This window comes from Aeribacillus sp. FSL K6-2833, assembly GCF_037965815.1.
Taxonomy (GTDB): Bacteria; Bacillota; Bacilli; order Bacillales; family Aeribacillaceae; genus Aeribacillus; species Aeribacillus composti.
Genome location: NZ_CP150189.1, coordinates 1,014,591 through 1,034,519 on the forward strand (window position 1 = coordinate 1,014,591; position 19,929 = coordinate 1,034,519).

Annotated in this window: 18 protein-coding genes; 14 read left to right on the plus strand and 4 right to left on the minus strand. The window is 40.0% G+C overall.

The window, feature by feature from the left end; all coding sequences use genetic code 11:
* The first annotated feature begins 54 nt into the window (after window positions 1-54).
* On the plus strand, window positions 55-876 hold the full coding sequence (locus NSQ94_RS05055; RefSeq protein WP_339230293.1) for an EcsC family protein: 822 nt from the start codon (window positions 55-57) through the stop codon (window positions 874-876).
* A gap of 12 nt (window positions 877-888) precedes the next feature.
* Here the strand turns inward: NSQ94_RS05055 and NSQ94_RS05060 are convergent, their stop codons facing one another.
* Window positions 889-1,191 carry a hypothetical protein gene (locus tag NSQ94_RS05060; RefSeq protein WP_144597841.1) on the minus strand — a complete coding sequence of 101 codons (303 nt, stop codon included), beginning with the start codon at window positions 1,189-1,191 and terminating at the stop codon, window positions 889-891.
* A 166-nt stretch (window positions 1,192-1,357) separates the two neighbouring features.
* Between NSQ94_RS05060 and NSQ94_RS05065 the strand changes: the two genes are divergently transcribed.
* The 5 genes from NSQ94_RS05065 (at window position 1,358) to NSQ94_RS05085 (ending at window position 7,133) form a co-directional block, all read left to right on the plus strand.
* A complete protein-coding gene (locus NSQ94_RS05065; RefSeq protein ID WP_063387384.1) occupies window positions 1,358-2,563 on the plus strand; it encodes an argininosuccinate synthase in 1,206 nt (401 codons plus the stop codon).
* On the plus strand, window positions 2,560-3,930 hold the full coding sequence (argH, locus tag NSQ94_RS05070; protein ID WP_063387385.1) for an argininosuccinate lyase: 1,371 nt from the start codon (window positions 2,560-2,562) through the stop codon (window positions 3,928-3,930). The genes NSQ94_RS05065 and argH overlap by 4 nt, the downstream gene beginning before the upstream one ends.
* A 229-nt stretch (window positions 3,931-4,159) precedes the next feature.
* Window positions 4,160-4,921 carry an SDR family oxidoreductase gene (locus tag NSQ94_RS05075; protein ID WP_063387386.1) on the plus strand — a complete coding sequence of 254 codons (762 nt, stop codon included), beginning with the start codon at window positions 4,160-4,162 and terminating at the stop codon, window positions 4,919-4,921.
* Window positions 4,922-4,990: 69 nt separating this feature from the next.
* Complete coding sequence (locus tag NSQ94_RS05080; protein ID WP_063387387.1) at window positions 4,991-5,671, plus strand: metal-dependent hydrolase; 681 nt, start codon at window positions 4,991-4,993, stop codon at window positions 5,669-5,671.
* 142 nt (window positions 5,672-5,813) lie between these two features.
* Window positions 5,814-7,133, plus strand: a complete 1,320-nt coding sequence (locus NSQ94_RS05085; RefSeq protein WP_066247825.1) for a CBS domain-containing protein — start codon at window positions 5,814-5,816, stop codon at window positions 7,131-7,133.
* Between the two features lie 47 nt (window positions 7,134-7,180).
* Here NSQ94_RS05085 and NSQ94_RS05090 read toward each other — a convergent pair whose 3' ends face one another.
* Window positions 7,181-7,480 carry a YtpI family protein gene (locus NSQ94_RS05090; protein ID WP_063387389.1) on the minus strand — a complete coding sequence of 100 codons (300 nt, stop codon included), beginning with the start codon at window positions 7,478-7,480 and terminating at the stop codon, window positions 7,181-7,183.
* 88 nt (window positions 7,481-7,568) lie between these two features.
* On the opposite strand from NSQ94_RS05090, the gene NSQ94_RS05095 reads away from it, so the two are divergent.
* Window positions 7,569-8,507, plus strand: coding sequence for a bifunctional oligoribonuclease/PAP phosphatase NrnA (locus NSQ94_RS05095; protein ID WP_144597843.1), 939 nt, complete (start codon window positions 7,569-7,571; stop codon window positions 8,505-8,507).
* 46 nt (window positions 8,508-8,553) lie between these two features.
* On the opposite strand, the gene ytrI is transcribed toward NSQ94_RS05095, so the two are convergent.
* Both ytrI and NSQ94_RS05105 read right to left on the minus strand, forming a co-directional pair.
* Complete coding sequence (gene ytrI / locus NSQ94_RS05100) at window positions 8,554-9,057, minus strand: sporulation membrane protein YtrI (RefSeq protein ID WP_066247820.1); 504 nt, start codon at window positions 9,055-9,057, stop codon at window positions 8,554-8,556.
* Window positions 9,054-9,392, minus strand: a complete 339-nt coding sequence (locus NSQ94_RS05105) for a YtrH family sporulation protein (protein ID WP_063387392.1) — start codon at window positions 9,390-9,392, stop codon at window positions 9,054-9,056. The genes ytrI and NSQ94_RS05105 overlap by 4 nt, the downstream gene beginning before the upstream one ends.
* A gap of 213 nt (window positions 9,393-9,605) precedes the next feature.
* On the opposite strand from NSQ94_RS05105, the gene dnaE reads away from it, so the two are divergent.
* The 7 genes from dnaE to NSQ94_RS05140 all read left to right on the plus strand — a co-directional run bounded on the left by dnaE (window position 9,606) and on the right by NSQ94_RS05140 (window position 19,783).
* Window positions 9,606-12,944: a DNA polymerase III subunit alpha gene (gene dnaE / locus NSQ94_RS05110; protein ID WP_339230295.1), complete on the plus strand. Its 3,339-nt coding sequence runs from the start codon at window positions 9,606-9,608 to the stop codon at window positions 12,942-12,944.
* A 107-nt stretch (window positions 12,945-13,051) separates the two neighbouring features.
* Window positions 13,052-14,284, plus strand: coding sequence for a malic enzyme-like NAD(P)-binding protein (locus NSQ94_RS05115; protein ID WP_066247817.1), 1,233 nt, complete (start codon window positions 13,052-13,054; stop codon window positions 14,282-14,284).
* A gap of 192 nt (window positions 14,285-14,476) precedes the next feature.
* Entirely contained in the window at window positions 14,477-15,340 is an 864-nt protein-coding gene (gene accD / locus NSQ94_RS05120) for an acetyl-CoA carboxylase, carboxyltransferase subunit beta (protein ID WP_066247816.1), read from the plus strand.
* Window positions 15,334-16,308: an acetyl-CoA carboxylase carboxyl transferase subunit alpha gene (gene accA / locus NSQ94_RS05125; RefSeq protein WP_311066383.1), complete on the plus strand. Its 975-nt coding sequence runs from the start codon at window positions 15,334-15,336 to the stop codon at window positions 16,306-16,308. Before accD ends, accA begins: the two co-directional genes overlap by 7 nt.
* A 179-nt stretch (window positions 16,309-16,487) precedes the next feature.
* Window positions 16,488-17,447 (plus strand): 6-phosphofructokinase, encoded by a 960-nt coding sequence (gene pfkA / locus NSQ94_RS05130; protein WP_063387397.1) that lies wholly within the window; start codon window positions 16,488-16,490, stop codon window positions 17,445-17,447.
* Window positions 17,448-17,496: 49 nt separating this feature from the next.
* Entirely contained in the window at window positions 17,497-19,257 is a 1,761-nt protein-coding gene (gene pyk / locus NSQ94_RS05135; RefSeq protein WP_311066382.1) for a pyruvate kinase, read from the plus strand.
* 136 nt (window positions 19,258-19,393) lie between these two features.
* On the plus strand, window positions 19,394-19,783 hold the full coding sequence (locus tag NSQ94_RS05140; protein ID WP_327862616.1) for an FxsA family protein: 390 nt from the start codon (window positions 19,394-19,396) through the stop codon (window positions 19,781-19,783).
* Window positions 19,784-19,929: the final 146 nt, after the last annotated feature.

A 19,929-nucleotide genomic window follows, 5' to 3' on the forward strand; every position in this document is an offset into this window, starting at 1 on the left:
ATAATATCATTGTATATTTGCGAGCATTTGTTTAAAAAGAAAGGCGGTGCATTTTTGGGGGCCATTTTGGAAGAAAGCTGGGTAAATCAAATGAAATACTGGGAGGAAGAGTTGGAAAAATGTGCATGTAAATGCACGCTTCCATTTGACAAATGGCTGGAAACAAGATTGAATGACCTTCCTGAGCATATTCAAAAAGAAATGTTTGAGAAGGTCGATTACGTTTTGTTTCATATGCATTCGATTTTGCAAAGCTCGATCTTCTATTCAGAAACACGGAAGCGGATCCTCTCATTTGCACGTGTTATTTCCGATCAAGTTCAAACGATCACTGATTTAAAAAAGCTCCCTTTAGAAGAATGCTATCAATTGGCTGAGAAGGAAATGGCGAAGCAGCGGCTGTATTCCTTTATTCAAGGAGGAATCGCATCTTCCGGTGGTGTTTTTTCGCTAAGTGCAGATATTGTGCTGCAAATAATTTTTCATATGCGGGCTGTGCAAACATTATCTCTTGCGTATGGTTATGAAGTTTCGTCACCTTATGAAATGATGCTGTCTCTAAAGGTTTTTCACAGCTCTTTAATGCCGAAACATTTAAAATTTGAAGCGTGGAATCAACTAAAAGAGGAATTACAAAATGGAGATGATGCTTATTTTTATGAGCAGAACGAACCATTTGTCAACCATCAAACTGTAAACCAAATCTTAAAATGCATTGCCGTGCAAACATTCAAATATAAAACAATTCGGGGAAAACCGATTTTAAGCTTAATGATCGGAGGCGGCATTCGCTATCGTTCTATGAAAGTGGCCATTGAGTTTGCACATAAATTTTATCAATATAGACATCATTATGAAGGGATGAGCTTGAGATGAAAATATAATTTCTCAAGCTTTTGTTATATGCGGATCAATCCGGTACCAAAGCCATAAATCATTGATGATGGAAGCAATCTCACTGATTTCTTCATTTAGTCTGCACGAAAGATCAAAATCCTCTTCGTCATTCAACTGCTCTTGCTTTTTATTTATTATCGCTTCTAAATGTTTAATGCGGTCAGGGATTTGTCCACGTATACATTCCCAATCCGATAAAATTTGCTGTTGAACCTCATTTGGATATTCCTCCCAATGCTTGCTGAATGCAGGAAGAGGAATCCCCAATCTTTCGTTATATTCAAACATTTCCATTCCTCCATTTTTTATTATGCAAATTATATCATAAACAAATAATGCTTTTTTAAAAAAACTATTGAAAAAAGTCAGCAAAACTGTTACATTTTTAATTAATGATTGCATTTTTATGAATAAAAAAGTATTTTTATTCATTTTGTATACATCGGAGAGGAGAATGAACATGTCAAAACCAAAAGTAGTATTGGCCTATTCTGGAGGTTTAGATACATCTGTCGCCATCAAGTGGCTGCAAGAAAAAGGATACGACGTCGTTGCCTGCTGTCTGGACGTTGGGGAAGGGAAGGATTTAGAGTTTATTAAAGAAAAAGCACTAAAAGTCGGTGCTGTACAATCTTATATTATAGATGCGAAAAAAGAGTTTGCGGAAGAATATGCGTTGATCGCCCTTCAGGCACACACCCTTTATGAAGGTAAATATCCTCTTGTTTCCGCTCTTTCAAGACCGCTCATTGCCAAAAAATTAGTGGAAATAGCGGAAAAGACCGGCGCTGTCGCAGTTGCTCACGGTTGTACCGGAAAAGGAAACGACCAAGTGCGCTTTGAAGTTTCCATAAAAGCGTTAAATCCTGAGCTGGAGGTTTTGGCACCTGTTCGGGAATGGAAATGGTCGCGTGAAGAGGAAATTGAATATGCGAAACAGCATGACATTCCAATTCCGATTGATCTGGACAGCCCATATTCCATCGATCAAAACTTATGGGGAAGAAGCAATGAATGCGGAGTTTTAGAAGATCCATGGGCTGCACCGCCTGAGGATGCTTATGAACTGACTTCTTCCATTGAAAATGCACCGGATGAAGCGGACATCATCGAAATTGAATTTGAACAAGGCGTACCGGTAGCAGTGAACGGTCAAAGAATGCAGTTAGATGAACTAATTTTGAAGCTGAATGCGCTCGCTGGAAAACATGGCGTCGGCAGAATCGATCATGTGGAAAACAGACTTGTCGGCATTAAATCGCGCGAAGTGTACGAATGCCCTGCGGCTATGACATTGATCAAAGCGCATAAAGAATTGGAAGATTTAACACAGGTTAAAGAAGTAGCGCATTTTAAACCGCTGATCGAACAAAAGCTTGCCGAGCTTATTTACAACGGTCTTTGGTTCTCTCCGCTGAAAAGCGCATTGGAAGCATTTTTGAAAGAAACTCAAAAATATGTAACAGGGACAGTGCGCGTAAAATTGTATAAAGGGCACGCAATTGTTGAAGGAAGAAAATCTCCGTACTCGCTTTATGATGAAAAGCTGGCCACCTACACGCAAGAAGATTCATTTGATCATGAAGCAGCAGTCGGCTTTATTAAACTGTTCGGCCTTCCAACAGCGGTGAACAGCATCGTGAAAAACAAGAAGGTGACAATATGAAAAAACTTTGGGGCGGCCGTTTTCAAAAGACGCCCGAAGCATGGGTCGACGAATTCAATGCGTCGATCACGTTTGACAAACAGCTCGTAGAGGAAGACATTCAAGGGAGCCTCGCCCATGTTAAAATGCTTGCCAAGTGCGGCATTTTAACAAAAGAGGAAGGAGAAGCGATTGAAAAAGGGCTGCACCGTCTTTTGGAAAAAGCAAAAAATGGGGAGCTTGAATACTCCGTTCAATATGAAGATATTCATTTAAACATTGAAAAAATGTTAATAGATGAAATCGGACCGATCGGCGGAAAGCTGCATACATCAAGAAGCCGCAACGACCAAGTGGCGACCGATATGCATCTATACTTAAAAAAACATGTTGAAGCCATTGTGGAACTGATCAGAGAATTGCAAAAAGCGCTTGTAAACAAAGCTGAACAGCATATTGAGACGATTTTGCCGGGATATACACATTTGCAGCGGGCGCAGCCGGTTTCATTCGCCCATCATTTATTGGCTTATTTTTGGATGCTTGAGCGTGACAAATCTAGATTTACAGAATCTTTGAAACGGATTAATATCAGTCCGCTTGGCGCTGCCGCATTAGCTGGGACAACCTTTCCGATTGACCGGAAATATACGGCCGAGCTTTTAGGCTTCGATGAAGTTTATTTAAACAGCCTGGATGCTGTGAGCGACAGGGATTTTATTGTTGAATTTATGAGCAACAGCTCGCTGTTGATGATTCATCTCTCAAGATTTTGCGAAGAATTAATTTTATGGTGCTCGCAGGAATTCCAGTTCGTTGAAATGGATGACGCTTATTCGACCGGCAGCAGCATCATGCCACAAAAGAAAAATCCGGATATGGCGGAATTAATTCGAGGGAAGAGCGGCCGCGTCGTCGGCAATCTCGTCGGTTTGCTTACGGTTTTAAAAGGTCTCCCTCTTGCCTATAACAAAGACCTGCAGGAAGATAAAGAGGGCATGTTCGATACTGTAAAAACAGTAGAGGGCTGTTTGCAAATTATGACGGGAATGATCGAAACGCTGAAAGTAAATAAAGAGCAGATGGAAAAATCGGTGAAGCAGGATTTTTCAAACGCTACTGAACTCGCTGACTATTTGGCGAAAAAAGGTCTTCCTTTCCGCGAAGCTCATGAAGTAGTCGGAAAACTTGTATATAAATGCATTCAAAAAGGAATCTATTTACTTGACTTGCCATTAGAAGAGTATAAGGAAGCATCCTCTCTGTTTGAAAATGATGTATATGAAGTTCTGAACCCATACGAAGCGGTCAACAAACGAAACAGCTTAGGTGGAACCGGATTTAAGGAAGTAAAGGAGCAAATCAATAAAGCAAAGGCGATTATATAAATCCAACTCCATTTGTTTTAATTGAATAAAGACATTAAATGAAAAATCAGTCTTCTGCGCATAAGCTGAAACAGGCGGGTACTCATTGTGCCCGCTTTTTTATATGGAAAGACCGCCTTGCACTTGCATTCCAACCTCTTGCTGATAAAAATCGTGGAAGCTATTCCGTTTTTGCATTTTAAAAAATTATTGTAAAATGATTGTAGTAAATAAAGGGAGGAATTGATGGGTGCGCCATGCAATTGTTACGGCAGGCTCAAGAGGTCTTGGAAGAAAGGTGACCGAATTATTTTTGGAAAAGGGGTACAGCGTGACGGTCAGTTATCACAATAATCAAACAGGAGTTGAACAACTGCAGGAAAAATATGCTTCTATGCGCGACCGTTTGCTGTTTATACGATGTGATGTGACGAAAAAGGAAGATTTAATTCGGCTGATTGATCAAACTTATCAGTGCTTTGGCCGTATTGACTGTTTAGTTAATAATGCGGGTCCGTATATATTCGAGAGGAAAAAGCTTGCTGATTATTCTGATCAGGAATGGTATGAAATGATTGAAGGAAATTTAAGCTCGGTGTTTCATTTAGTGAAACGAACAATCCCGATTATGAGGAAACAAAAGTATGGCCGAATCATTACTTACGGCTTCCAAGGTGCCGGGGATGCTTCAGGCTGGCTTCACCGCTCGGCGTTCAGCGCGGCTAAGACCGGACTAGTCTCTTTGACAAAAACGATTGCTATTGAAGAGGCGGAAAACGGCATCACAGCAAATATGGTTTGTCCAGGAAACATTACGGCGGAAATGAAAGAGGCGACCATTGAAGAAGCTAGAAAGCATATTGACGTGAACACGCCGATTGGAAGATCAGGTACAGGAGAAGATATCGCAAGAATTATAACCTTTTTGTGCGATGAACAGTCAGATTTTATTACAGGCGCCATAATTGAAGCGACGGGAGCCGCTAATGTCATTCATCGATTTCATCAATAATGATAAAACGTTTTCAAAAGCATAAGTTTCCAGTAAAATGAAAGTAGATTCAAAAAGGAGGGGTTTTTTATGAAGGTTTCCTTTCACGGTCATTCCATCGTTCAAATTGAAACAAATGGGAAAAACATTATCATTGATCCGTTCATTAATGGGAACGGGCAAACCGATTTGAAGGTTGAAGATGTGAAAGCAGATGTCATTTTGTTGACACACGGCCATAATGATCATGTAGGGGATACGGTTGAGATTGCAAAAAGAAATGATTCGTTAGTCGTGGCGATTGCAGAGCTGGCTACATACTTGAGCTGGAAAGGGATTAAAACCCATGGAATGAGCATCGGGGGAGCATACGAGTTTGAGTTTGGAAAAGTAAAGCTGACTCAGGCTTTCCATGGCTCCAGCTATACGGAAGATAACCAAAACATTGTGTATACTGGCATGCCAGCAGGAATTTTGTTGACAGCTGAGGACAAAACGATTTATCATGCAGGCGATACAGCATTGTTTTCTGATATGAAATTAATTGGAGAACGCAATGAAATTGATTTAGCCTTTTTGCCGATTGGCGATAATTATACAATGGGGCCGGAGGATGCTCTTACAGCAGCAGAATGGATTCGAGCTAAAAAAGTCGTGCCGATTCATTACAACACGTTCCCAGTGATCCAGCAAAACCCTGAAGATTTTGTTTCCAAGCTTCCAGACGGTGTCGGTCTCCTATTGAAACCAGGAGAAACAATCGAACTGTGAGATTTTTGATGGACGGCTTTTAGCCGTTCATTTTACGTATTATGAGTTCCAAGCATTTGTTTGCTAAACAGTAAATTTTAGGAAAAAATAAGTAAATGTTTGAAGAATTCGCCAATCTTGTAACTTAAAAGGAGGGAAGAAATTGGCGACAAAGCATGAACAAATTTTGAACTATATTGAGTCTCTGCCCGTCGGAGATAAAATTTCAGTCAGACAAATTGCCAAAGTTATGAATGTCAGTGAAGGAACTGCCTATCGTGCGATTAAAGATGCGGAAAATAAAGGCTTTGTCAGCACAATCGAAAGGGTCGGCACCATTCGAATTGAAAAAAAGAAAAAAGACAATATTGAAAAGCTGACATTTGCGGAGGTTGTCAATATTGTCGACGGACAAGTGTTAGGCGGAAGGGCCGGCCTTCATAAAACATTAAATAAATTCGTTATCGGCGCCATGAAATTGGAAGCGATGATGAGATATACAGGTGCTGGAAACTTGCTCATTGTCGGCAACAGGACAAAAGCTCAGCAGTCGGCTTTGGAAGCAGGAGCCGCCGTTTTAATAACCGGGGGATTTGACACAGATGATTATGTAAAAAAACTGGCGGATGAGCTCGAGCTCCCGATAATATCCACTAGCTACGATACTTTTACAGTGGCTACGATGATAAACAGAGCGATATATGACCAGCTGATCAAAAAGGAAATCGTGTTAGTGGAAGACATTTTGACCCCGTTAGAAAAAACTGTCACGTTAACCCCGAATGATCCGATTGAACGCTGGTTTGAATACAACCGGCAAACTGGACACGGACGATTCCCGGTCATTGATCAAGGTTTGAAGGTTGTTGGAATTGTCACGGCAAAGGATATTATGACGTCAGATCGAAAAACATCCATTGAAAAAGTGATGACAAAAAGTCCGATAACCGTTACAGGAAAAACATCTGTCGCTTCAGCTGCGCAAATAATGGTTTGGGAAGGAATTGAAGTATTGCCTGTTGTGGACGGAAACGGCCGCCTATCAGGTATGATTTCCAGACAGGACGTTTTAAAGGCTCTCCATTCAATTGAACGGCAGCCGCACACAGGTGAAAAAATTGATGACATCATCACGAGGCAGATGATCAATCTTTCTGATGAAGCAAAAGAATCAAACATTTTTAAATGTGAAGTAACACCGCAAATGACAAACCAGTTCGGTACCATTTCATACGGTGCCTTCACAACTCTAGTTACAGAAGCGGCCAATTATCATTTGAGACAGAAAAAGAAAGGCGAGCTTGTCGTTGAGAATATGACGATTTATTTTTTGAAACCTGTTCAAATGGAAAGCATGATTGAAATTCATCCGAAAATATTAGACGTGGGTCGAAAATTCGGGAAAATTGATGTGGAAGTATTCCACGAAAACACTTTAGTCGGCAAAGCTATGTTAATGGTGCAAATCATGGATCGTAATTAAAAAAAGACTGTCTGAAAAATAAGGACAGTCTCTTCCATATAATTTTCTTAGCGGGCATTTTCGCTTTCTTTGATTGCCAAAGGCAAATAATATTTGTAAGCTTTATATCCTGCCCAAATGCTCAGACAACCTGTTATAATAAAAACAACACCGACGATGAGCGCAACAGTGGATCGGTTTAAAAACATTTGGTTTAATCCGAAAAAGAAGACAAACAATCCTAGAGAAATGCTAGATTTAGATGAAATCCAGCTTCTTTCCATCGGACGTTTCGTGCGAAAATATTTGATTTTGTAAAAAACATAAAAAGATAAAGAAATGACCGTTAGGATAGCTAAAACAGGCATGATGTCAACCTCCATCTAAGTATCGTATATCATTTTACCATTAGTAAATGATGAAATAAAACATTTATGATGATAAAGGAGAGCTGAAATGAAACAACAGATTTTAAATGAAATAAAAGCATTCGATACGATTATTATACATAGACATGTCCGGCCGGATCCTGATGCATACGGTTCTCAGTGCGGGCTTGCGGAATTGTTAAAAGAATCGTTTCCTGAAAAAAACATATATGTAGTCGGCAACGATGAGCCTTCTTTAACGTTTTTATACAAAATGGATGAAATTCAAGATGACGTCTATCAAGAAGCGCTCGTCATCGTATGTGACACAGCTAACCAAGAACGAATTTGCGATCAAAGATATGATAAAGGGAAAAAATTGATCAAAATCGATCATCATCCAAATGAAGATCCTTATGGAGATATAGTCTGGGTAGACACATCTGCCAGCTCTGTCAGCGAAATGATTTATGAATTTTATCTATTTGGCAAAGATCAAGGCTTAACGTTATCGAAAAAAGCAGCCAGTCTCATTTATGCCGGAATTGTTGGGGATACAGGAAGATTTTTGTTTTCAAATACGACGAAAAAAACGTTCCAATATGCAAGCGAGATTATAGACTATGGGTTTTCATTTACGCAAATATACGACGAAATGTATAAAACGAAACTTAATGTGGCGAAGCTGAACGGTTACGTCCTGCAAAATTTTGTTTTGACTGATTCAGGGGCCGCTTATATAAAGCTTCCAAAAGAACTATTGGACGAATACCGCGTCACTCCTTCCGAAGCTTCACAGCTCGTCGGTGCTTTAGGAAATATTGAAGGGATCAAGGCGTGGGTGCTGTTTGTCGAGGAAAACAACGAAATTCGGGTCAGATTCCGCTCGAAGGGAATCGTGATCAATGAGCTTGCAAAACGCTTTAAAGGCGGAGGCCATCCGCTTGCGGCCGGAGCTACGATCGACAGCTGGGAAACTGCGGATCTAATCATTCAAGAGCTGGTCGCTTTATGTAAAGCATCTTAAGGAGGGCGCTTTTTCCCTCCTCATAATAGGAGAAAAGTTGCCATTATTATTTGCTCAATTTCAATTCTACTTCAACAATAATGGTCGGTGTAATGACAAGCTCCACGACAGTAGCGTTGTATTCTTTGTCATCTATTTTATATTTTCTATTTTCAATCGTTTTGGCAATTAAATGCCTTGTTTTCACAACACTGTCAATATCTTTTGCAATTAAATCAGCTAAATCGTTTTTGATCGTATTTTCAATCGAATATTTCATTAATTCATCCAGCTTATATTTTTCCGCATTTTTAATTTCGATTTTGACATCCTGTACAGTCAATAATTCTAAGTTTCTCTTATTTAGCTCTTTGTAATCCCTCTGCCAAATTTGAATGTCATTTTTTAATTGTTCGATCGTTTCTTGCTGCGTTGAAATGATTTTTACTTGTTTTTCTTGGTAATAGCCAAAGGAATATAGAAAAAACCCCCAGCTAATAAGAGCTCCTACGGCAACTCCGGCAAAAAAACGCTGCCATGAAGGCTTTTTATAATAAGGCGGGATTCTCATTGCGAAACATGCTCCTGTGTGAACCAAGAGATTAAGAGCCAGCCTGTTTGAGAACCACCCATGGCGGAAATGATTAACAAAATCTGTTTCACAATGTCCTTTGTCGCTCCTTCAAAAATCCCTCGTTCAAAGCTGTAAAACGCATCAAACGTCCCTCCAATAGCTGCAACAAGAGCCCAAATTTTCAATTTGTTTGCCATTCTGAAAATGGAGGTGAGAGGAGCATCGCCTGTAATATATGCGCCAATACCGCCGATTAACGAGCCGCCGAAAATGACTCCTAACGCAATAAAATACACTTTAATAAAGGTTGCAATAAAAGTATCTGTTTCCATTGAGCTTCCACCATCCTTTCTTCCGTTCATTGGTGAAATATGATTATAATAAACTTGCTAAATAGCCGGTTTCAGCAAGCAGTGAAAAGGCTTGTTTTATTCTCTTTCTTTATATGTATATGGATGGGAAGATAAAAGTATGAAGTTTGTCTTTCATTGAAAACAATGACTATAATTGTTTTAAGAAATCATTGAAAAAAGGTGGGGTCTTCATTGCCTTTTGTTCACCTACAAGTGAAGAGCGCCTATAGTTTGCTGACTAGTGCTGCGGGATTGGACAAGCTTGTCCGCTATGCGAAAAAAACTGGTCAAACAGCTCTAGCCTTGACAGACCATCATGTCATGTATGGAGCGCTCTCTTTTTATAAAATTTGTAAAGAACACGGGATTAAACCGATTTTCGGTTTAACTGCTACCGTTATCATAAAAAACGAACCGTATCCTTTTGTTTTGCTTGCTAAAAATAACAGCGGATACCGCAATTTGCTTAAATTAAGCAGTTTGCTGCAAACAAAGTTTCCGAAAGGACTTCCGCTTTCTTTTTTTAAACAATACAGCAGGGATCTTTTTGTGATCACACCTGGCAGACAAGGCTTGATTGAGCAGCTGCTTATAAACGGACAGATTGCAGAGGCAGGAAAAGCGGTGGAGTTTTTTCAAAGCATGCTCGATCCCAATTCTTTTTACATATCCTTACAAAATCACGGCTTGCCGGAAGAGCAGCAATTAAATGAAAAAATTGCGGAGCTGAGAGAAACGATCAAAGTTCCGATTGTCGCAACGAACGATGTTTTATATGTTGAAAAGGATGATGCATTTGCACACCGCTGTTTGCTGGCGATTAAAGACGGAACGACTGTAGAAGAACAAGACGCAGCGTTTGCTTGCGAATATTATTTAAAATCCCCGGCGGAAATGATAAACAATTTCGCGAACTTTCCTGATTCCATTGAGAATACTGTTCGGATCGCCTCCGAATGCCATGTTGAAATAGAATTAGGCAAAACAAAATTGCCTAAATACCCCTTTTCTGGAGGATTGAGCAGCGATGATTTTCTTGAACAGCTGTGCTTTGAAGGATTAAGAAAAAAAGTAACATCCCCTTCGGACGAGTATGTCAAAAGGCTTTCGTATGAGCTGTCTGTTATAAAAAAAATGAATTTTAGCGATTATTTTTTAATCGTTTGGGATTTTATGAAATACGCGCATGAAAAAGGTATTGTAACCGGTCCAGGCCGCGGTTCAGCAGCCGGCTCTTTAGTGGCATATGTACTAGATATTACGAATGTAGATCCAATTCGCTATAATCTATTGTTTGAGCGTTTTTTAAATCCTGAACGTGTTTCTATGCCAGATATCGATATTGATTTTCCGGATACAAGACGGGATGAAATGATTGAATATGTTGCGCGAAAATACGGAAAAGGGCATGTGGCTCAAATCATCACTTTCGGTACTTTTGCGGCCAAAGCTGCTATTCGAGATGTGGCAAAAGCGCTTGGAGCTTCGAATAAAGAGGTGGATGTGCTCGCAAAGCACATACCTTCAAAGCTCGGAATTACTTTAAGAGAAGCATTTGAACAATCGGCAGCATTTCGAAACATCCTTCATTCAATGGAAAAAGGAAAGGAAATTTTTGAAACGGCTTTAAAGCTGGAAGGCTTGCCGCGCCATGTATCGACGCATGCTGCGGGAGTGGTGCTAAGCGATCATCCGCTGACTGAAGTCATTCCGATTCAAAATGGTCATCACGATATATATTTAACACAATATTCAATGGATTTTTTAGAAGAAATCGGGCTGTTGAAAATCGATTTTTTAGGTCTGCGAAATTTAACGTTAATAGAAGATATCAAACGTTTAATTGAACGTTACGAGGGAACAAAGCTCTCTGTCCACTTTACAAATTATGATGATGAAAAAACGTTTTCCCTTTTATCGGAAGGAAATACGACAGGTGTGTTCCAATTTGAGTCAGAAGGAATGAGGAAAGTTTTACAAAAGCTAAAACCTACTAATTTGGAAGATTTGGTTGCGGTTAATGCTTTGTATCGTCCAGGACCGATGGAAAACATTCCTGTCTATATCGAACGGAAGCACGGCCGGATGCCGGTAGAATATTTGCATAAAGATTTGCAGCCTATTTTAGAAAAGACATACGGAGTCATTGTGTATCAAGAGCAAATAATGGAAATCGCAGCGAAAATGGCCGGTTTTTCGTTAGGGGAAGCAGACCTGTTGAGACGGGCCGTCGGCAAAAAAATTAAAACGATTTTGGATGAAAACAGAAATCGCTTTATTATAGGTTGTTTAAAAAAAGGATACGACGAAAAAACCGCGAATAAAGTATACGATCTCATTGTTAAATTTGCCAACTACGGTTTTAACCGCAGCCACGCTGTTGCCTACAGCATGATTGCCTATCAGCTTGCTTATTTAAAAGCCCACTATCCTTTATATTTTATGGCTGCGTTAATGTCGAGCATCGGAGGAAATCAAGAAAAATTAGCGCAATATGTTCGAGAAGCTTCAGAAATGGGAATTACAATCCTGCCACCGTCCATTCATAAAAGCGGTTTTTCTTTTTTAGTGGAAAACGGATCTATCCGATTCGGACTTGCCTCGATTAAAAATGTTGGCATTGCCGCCATGAAAGAAATTGCAAAAGAAAGAAAAAAGAAGCCTTTTGAAGATTTGTTTGATTTTTGTATCAGGATGTCTTCAAAGGCAGTCAATCGCCGAACAATAGAAGCGCTCATTTTTTCTGGCGCGATGGATGATTTTGGGCAAGATCGGGCAACGTTGCTTGCTAGTATAGATGTTGCGCTCGAGCATGCAGAATTATTCAAAATGGATGAAAAAGAGCAAATCGTTTTTCCGCTTGACGATCTTGCTGCGATTAAACCAAAGTATGTGGAAGTAGAACCGTTCACCATTGAAGAAAAATTAAAATTCGAAAAGGAAACATTAGGATTTTATTTATCAAGCCATCCGATTCAGCCTTACGATTCGGTTTTGAAGCAGCTGGGGGCAGTTCGATTAATGGATTTATCCCAATGGATTGAAAAAAAAGTTCATGTGGGCGCGTATGTGACAAACGTAAAGGCAATTCGCACAAAAAGCGGCCAGGCGATGGCTTTTCTCAATATAAGCGATCAAAGCGGGGATGTAGAAGCGGTCTTGTTTCCTAATGAATACGCAAAGTTCAGCGGAAAAATAAAGAAAGGGAATGTTTATTTGTTGACCGGAAAACCGGAAATTAGAAATGAACATGTTCAATATATAATTCAAGACGTAAAAGACATCTCGGAATTTAAACGGCAGCGTGCTTTATTTTTAAAAATTGCAGATGAAGCATCAGAGAAACAAAAGCTTCTCGAAATAAAAAAAGTATTGCAGGATTATCCAGGCAGCATACCTGTATTTATTTACCATGAACGAAAAAAGAAAGCGGTCAAGCTTCCCGAAACATTTGGTGTACAACCGTCTGAACAATGTTTGAATCGATTGCGGGCATTGCTCGGAGAAAGGAATGTCGCCTTGAGAGAATAAACATGTCTTTTTCTTTACAACGGATTGCATGTATAATATTTTAGAAATATCTAAAAAGTGGTCTTTCCATTTTGACGATTATCCATGTTGTTAAGGAGTGATAAAGGTTGTCATTAAGAGAAGAAGCATTACATATTCATAGTGTTCAGAAGGGAAAACTTGAAACAAAATCAAAAATTCCGGTACGAAATGCAAAAGATTTAAGTTTAGCATACTCTCCTGGAGTGGCTGAGCCGTGCAAGGCAATTTATGATGATAAAAGCAAAGTGTATGAGTATACGATGAAGGGGAATATGGTGGCGGTTGTCTCTGATGGAACAGCCGTTTTAGGGCTTGGAAACATCGGACCGGAGGCAGCTCTCCCTGTCATGGAAGGAAAAGCTGTTTTATTTAAAAGCTTTGCAGGTGTCGATGCGTTCCCCATTTGTATAGATACGACAGATGTGGAAAAAATTATTGAGACAGTAAAGCTTCTTGAGCCGACTTTTGGCGGCATAAACTTGGAGGATATTGCCGCACCAAATTGCTTCGAAATTGAAGAGCGTTTAAAAAAGGAAACGAACATTCCGATTTTCCATGACGATCAACACGGAACCGCCATTGTAACTGTCGCTGGTTTATTAAATGCGTTGAAGCTGGTCGGCAAAGAGATGTCAAATATTAAAGTTGTCGCAAACGGAGCAGGAGCGGCTGGAATAGCTATTATAAAATTATTATATCGCTATGGTGTTCGTGACATTATTTTGTGCGATTCAAAAGGAGCCATTTTCGATGGACGCCCTTACGGAATGAACAGCATAAAAGCTGAAGTGGCTAAATATACAAATCATGATCGCTTAGAGGGCTCTTTGGCCGATGTAATCGAAGGAGCGGATGTTTTTATCGGTGTGTCAGTCGCAGGAGCACTAACAAAAGAAATGGTAAAATTAATGGCGGATAATCCGATCATTTTCGCTATGGCCAATCCAGATCCGGAAATTATGCCTGACGATGCTAAAGAAGCTGGAGCAAAAGTCATTGGAACAGGACGTTCAGATTTCCCTAACCAGGTGAATAACGTTTTAGCATTTCCAGGGATTTTCCGTGGAGCATTGGATGTAAGAGCAACACATATAAATGAACAGATGAAAATGGCTGCTGCTGAAGCGATTGCTTCTCTTATTAAGGAAGATGAGCTTCGTCCTGATTATGTTATTCCGGCGCCGTTTGATCCTAGGGTTGCACCATGTGTTGCTGCAGCTGTTGCGAAAACGGCAATGGAAACAGGTGTTGCACGCATAAAAGTAGATCCGGAAGAAGTTGCGGAAAAAACAAGAAAGCTTGCTATTATTGGAAAATAAAAGCGGCTACAAATGGCGAAAGAATGAGAAACCTCTCTTCTCTGCTGTTGGGAGAAAGAAAAATATGATATATTTATAATATTTGAATACCTCTCAAAAGATATAGGAAGAAGATCCGGAAGATTTAAGATTGATTGAAGGTGTCATCCCTTGCAATGAAGACATTATTCAGCCAAAAAGGGAGGTTCTATTTTGATAAAAAACATTTTTTCAAAAAAGAAAAAATATGCATCGATCCCTTCCGGACATGCAAAATATGATGTTCCTGAAGGTATTATGACAAAATGTCCAAAATGTAAAAAGATTATGTACTCAAAAGAAATTGAAAAAAATTTAAAAGTGTGCAACAACTGCGGCTACCATTTTCAAATGGGAGCGAGAGAAAGAATTGCCAGCCTTTTAGATCATGGCAGCTTTTTAGAATATGACAGCGATATGCGTTCTGAAAACCCTCTTAATTTTGAAGGGTATTTAGAAAAGCTAGAAAAAGACAAAGAGAAAACGAAGCTAAATGAAGCTGTCGTGACAGGCGAAGGAACAATCGGCGGATTTCCAGTAGTGATTGCCGTTATGGATGCAAGTTTTCGCATGGGGAGCATGGGTTCGGTAGTTGGCGAAAAAATTACAAGGGCAATTGAAAAAGCGAAGAAAAAAAACATCCCCTTTATTATTTTCACAGCTTCAGGCGGTGCTCGTATGCAAGAAGGCGTCCTCAGTTTAATGCAGATGGCGAAAACTAGCGCTGCTTTAAAATTATTCAGCGATGAAGGCGGACTCATTATTTCGGTTATGACCCATCCGACTACAGGGGGAGTATCGGCTAGCTTCGCTTCTTTAGGTGACTACAATTTTGCCGAGCCTGGTGCATTAATCGGTTTTGCAGGGCGCAGAATCATAGAACAAACGATCAGAGAAGAGCTTCCGGAAGATTTCCAAACTGCTGAATTTCTGCTGAAGCATGGGCAGCTTGATTCTGTATTGCACCGCCACCAACTGCGGGATACGTTAATCAACCTCTTGGATATACACCAAGCAAAGGGGGATGTAGATTGGTAGGAGAACTGGAATTTGAAAAGCCGATTATAGAATTAAAGAAAAAAATTCATGAATTAAAGGAATTTACAAAAACAGCGGATGTAGATTTGTCGGCTGAAATTGAAAAGCTGGAAACAAGACTAAAAAATTTAGAAAAGGAAATATATGATCACCTCTCCCCGTGGAATCGCGTCCAAATCGCACGCCATCCGAATCGCCCTACAACGCTTGATTATATTGAGCTGTTATTTGAAAATTTTTTCGAATGCCACGGAGACAGATATTTTGGTGATGACGAAGCGATTGTAGGAGGCGTTGCAAAATTTCATGGGATCCCTGTAACGGTAATCGGGCAGCAAAGAGGAAAAGATACGAAAGACAATATCCGAAGAAATTTTGGTATGCCGCATCCTGAAGGTTACCGTAAAGCATTGCGCCTTATGAAACAGGCGAACAAGTTTAACCGCCCTATTATTACATTTATCGATACAAAAGGAGCTTACCCAGGAAAAGCTGCAGAAGAGCGGGGACAAAGTGAAGCAATTGCCAGAAATTTGTTTGAAATGGCCGGTTTTTCTGTTCCAATTATATGTATTGTCATTGGAGAAGGGGGAAGCGGCGGCGCATTAGCATTAGGAGTAGGAAATCATATATATATGTTGGAAAATTCTACTTATTCAGTTATTTCTCCCGAAGGGGCTGCCGCCCTATTATGGAAGGATGCCGGCTTAGCTAAAAAAGCGGCAGAAACAATGAAGATCACTGCCCAAGATTTAAAAGCGCTTGGTGTCATTGATGATATCATTCCGGAAGTAAAAGGCGGGGCACATAGGGATGTCCAATTGCAAGCTAAACACATTGAACAGGCTTTAAAACGTTCATTAAAAGAATTGACCAATATGAGCGGAGAAGAGCTGATCAGGCATCGGTACGAAAAATTTAAAAGTATTGGGGCCGTTATTGACGAACAAGTGACAAATACGCAGTAACGTGCGCTCCTTGATGGAGCCGCACGTTATTTTTTTATTTTTATCTTTCGCATCGCTTCTTTTTGTGTATAATAATAAAGAATTTAACTATTCTAAGCTTACTATGCTCAGCGATTATCAGATAATATGATCATTATTTTATGTAAGCTTTGTTTGAGCAGTCCAAGAGAGGTGAAATTATGAAAAAAATCGGCGTTTTAACGAGCGGCGGCGATTCTCCTGGCATGAACGCTGCAATTCGTGCCGTTGTCCGCAAAGGAATTTTTCATGGATTAGAAGTTTATGGAATTTATAATGGTTACTCAGGTCTTATTTCGGGAAAAATTCAAAAGCTTGAACTTGGTTCAGTAGGTGACATCATTCATCGCGGTGGAACGATGCTCTATACGGCACGGTGCGAAGAATTTAAAACAATCGAAGGACAAAAAAAAGGAATTGAACAATTGAAGAAATTCGGGATTGAAGGTCTTGTCGTTATTGGCGGAAACGGCTCCTACATGGGCGCAAAAAAGTTGACTGAACATGGATATCCATGCGTTGGGGTGCCGGGCACCATCGACAATGACATACCTGGAACTGACTATACGATCGGTTTTGATACAGCACTTAATACGGTGATACAAGCAATTGATAAAATTCGTGATACAGCTACCTCCCATGAGCGTACATACGTAATAGAAGTAATGGGTCGGGATGCCGGTGACATCGCTTTATGGTCTGGGCTTGCCGGAGGTGCGGAAACCATTTTAATTCCGGAAGCAGATTTCAAAATAGAGGAAATCATCGATCGATTAAAACGAGGCCATGAAAGAGGGAAAAAACATAGTATTATTATTGTCGCTGAAGGTGTGGGAAGCGGCGTCGAAATAGGCCAAAAGATCAAAGAGATGACAAACTTTGAAACGCGTGTTTCTGTATTAGGCCACATTCAACGCGGCGGATCGCCTACCGCATTTGATAGAGTATTGGCAAGCAGACTAGGCGCTTATGCGGTGGAACTGCTTCTTAATGGTAAAGGCGGACGATGTGTAGGCATCCAAAATAATCAGCTTGTGGATCATGACATTTTAGAAATTTTGGATCAGCCTCATACGGTTGATAAGTCAATGTACAAGCTTTCAAAAGAACTTTCTATATAAAGTATGAACATGGGATCGTTTTCATAATGTTTAGGAGGTATGCCAATTTATGCGAAAAACGAAAATTGTTTGTACAATAGGTCCTGCAAGCGAGAGCATCGAAATGTTGGAAAAACTAATTAAGGCCGGCATGAATGTGGCTCGGCTCAATTTTTCGCATGGAGATCATGAGGAGCATAAAGCGAGAATTCAAAACATTCGGGAGGCAGCGAAGCGCTTGGGCAAAAGTGTTGCAATATTATTGGACACAAAAGGCCCTGAGATTCGAACGCATACAATGGAAAACGGGGAGATACAATTAGAAGCAGGATCCCGCCTTCTTATTTCAATGGAAGAGGTTGTCGGCACGAAAGAAAAAATTTCGGTTACATATAAAGGATTAATCAATGATGTGTCCGTTGGTTCTAAAATATTGCTTGATGACGGATTAATTGGTTTAGAAGTTACAAAGATTGATAAAGAAAAACAGGAAATTGAAACGAAGGTATTAAACAGCGGAATTTTGAAAAATAAAAAAGGAGTCAATGTTCCCGGAGTTAGTGTCAATCTTCCTGGAATTACGGAGAAAGATGCAAAAGATATTTTGTTTGGCATTGAGCAGGGAGTCGATTTTATCGCTGCATCATTTGTTCGCCGCGCTTCCGATGTATTGGAAATTCGTCAACTGTTGGAGGAACACCAAGCTGACGATATTCAAATTATCCCGAAAATAGAAAATCAAGAAGGCGTTGACAATATTGATCAAATTTTGGAAGTTTCCGACGGGCTAATGGTTGCTCGAGGAGATTTAGGAGTAGAAATTCCCGCTGAAGATGTTCCGCTTGTCCAAAAGGAACTGATTCGCAAATGCAATCAATTAGGAAAACCTGTTATTACTGCTACTCAAATGCTTGATTCGATGCAGCGAAACCCAAGACCTACCCGGGCGGAAGCCAGCGATGTAGCAAACGCTATTTTTGATGGAACCGATGCAATTATGCTTTCAGGCGAGACAGCTGCCGGTTTATATCCGGTAGAAGCAGTGGAGACGATGCATAAAATTGCTTCCCGCGTTGAACAAGCTTTAGATTATCGCCAAGCCTTAACGAAACATACGAAAGTTGCTGATTCAACGATCACAAATGCAATTGGACAATCAGTAGCTTATACGGCGATTAATTTGGACGTTTCGGCCATTATCACGCCAACAGTCAGCGGCTATACGGCCAAAATGATTTCGAAATATCGGCCAAAAGCGCCGATTATTGCAGTAACATCCAGCAGTAAAGTATGCCGTAAGCTTGCCCTTGTATGGGGTGTGCATCCAACAATAGGACAAATTGCTACAACAACAGATGAAATGCTTGACATAGCTGTGCGTGAATCTATAAACACTGGAATTATTACACATGGAGATCGAGTGATTATTACAGCCGGAGTACCTGTAGGAGAAACAGGTTCCACAAATCTGATGAAAGTCCATGTTGTTGGCGATGTTTTAGGAAAAGGTCAAGGGATTGGACGAGCATCGGCATTTGGAAAGGTTATCGTTGCAAAGAATAGTAAAGAAGCTGTTGAGAAAATGGTGAAAGGTTCAATTCTCGTTACGAATGGGACCGACATAGACATGATGGAAGCGATTGAAAAAGCAGCTGCACTTGTTACGGAAGAAGGCGGCTTAACGTGCCATGCGGCCGTAGTCGGTTTGAGCCTTGGCATTCCAGTCATTGTCGGGGTAGAAAATGCAACAGAAATTTTGAAGGATGGTATGGAAGTCACTGTGGATGCAATCCAAGGGATGATTTATAAAGGACATGCGAGCGTTCTATAATTTTGATTGAAAGGAGAAGGATTTCAGTTCCTTCTCTTTTTTTGTATAGTAAAGATTAAGAAACGAGCATTTTACATCTCCCTTTTGTATAGTAAAGAGTAGGGAACGGGTATTTTATATATGGAGGAGATAGCATATGCGAGCATTATTGATTTTTTTTATTGTTGCACCGGCTTGTGAAATAGGGGTTTTGCTTTTATCTGGAAAGACGATCGGGGTGCTTCCGACTGTGCTATTGATTATCTTAACAGGCTTTGTTGGGGCTTATTTGGCGAAAAGACAAGGAATTCAGGCAGTGCGAAATCTTCAAAAGGAAATTCAATATGGGCGCATTCCAAGCAATGCCATTTTGGATGCAATGGCTATTTTTGTCGGAGGAATCATGCTATTGACGCCGGGATTTATTTCGGATATCGTCGGTTTGTTTCTTTTATTTCCAATCACAAGAAATTGGATAAAGCCTTTTCTTATTCAATTCATAAAAAAATGGATTGATAAACATACGATCCATATTATTCGGACATAATTCAATAAAAGATTTATTATGCTGAAATAAGTAATTCTTATTCAATTCTATAAGATTTTTTTATTAAAAAAAAGAATTCCGTAAAAAATATCTTATTTATCTGATTCACAAAAGTCTGATAATTGTTTATAATAGAGGTGTATTTT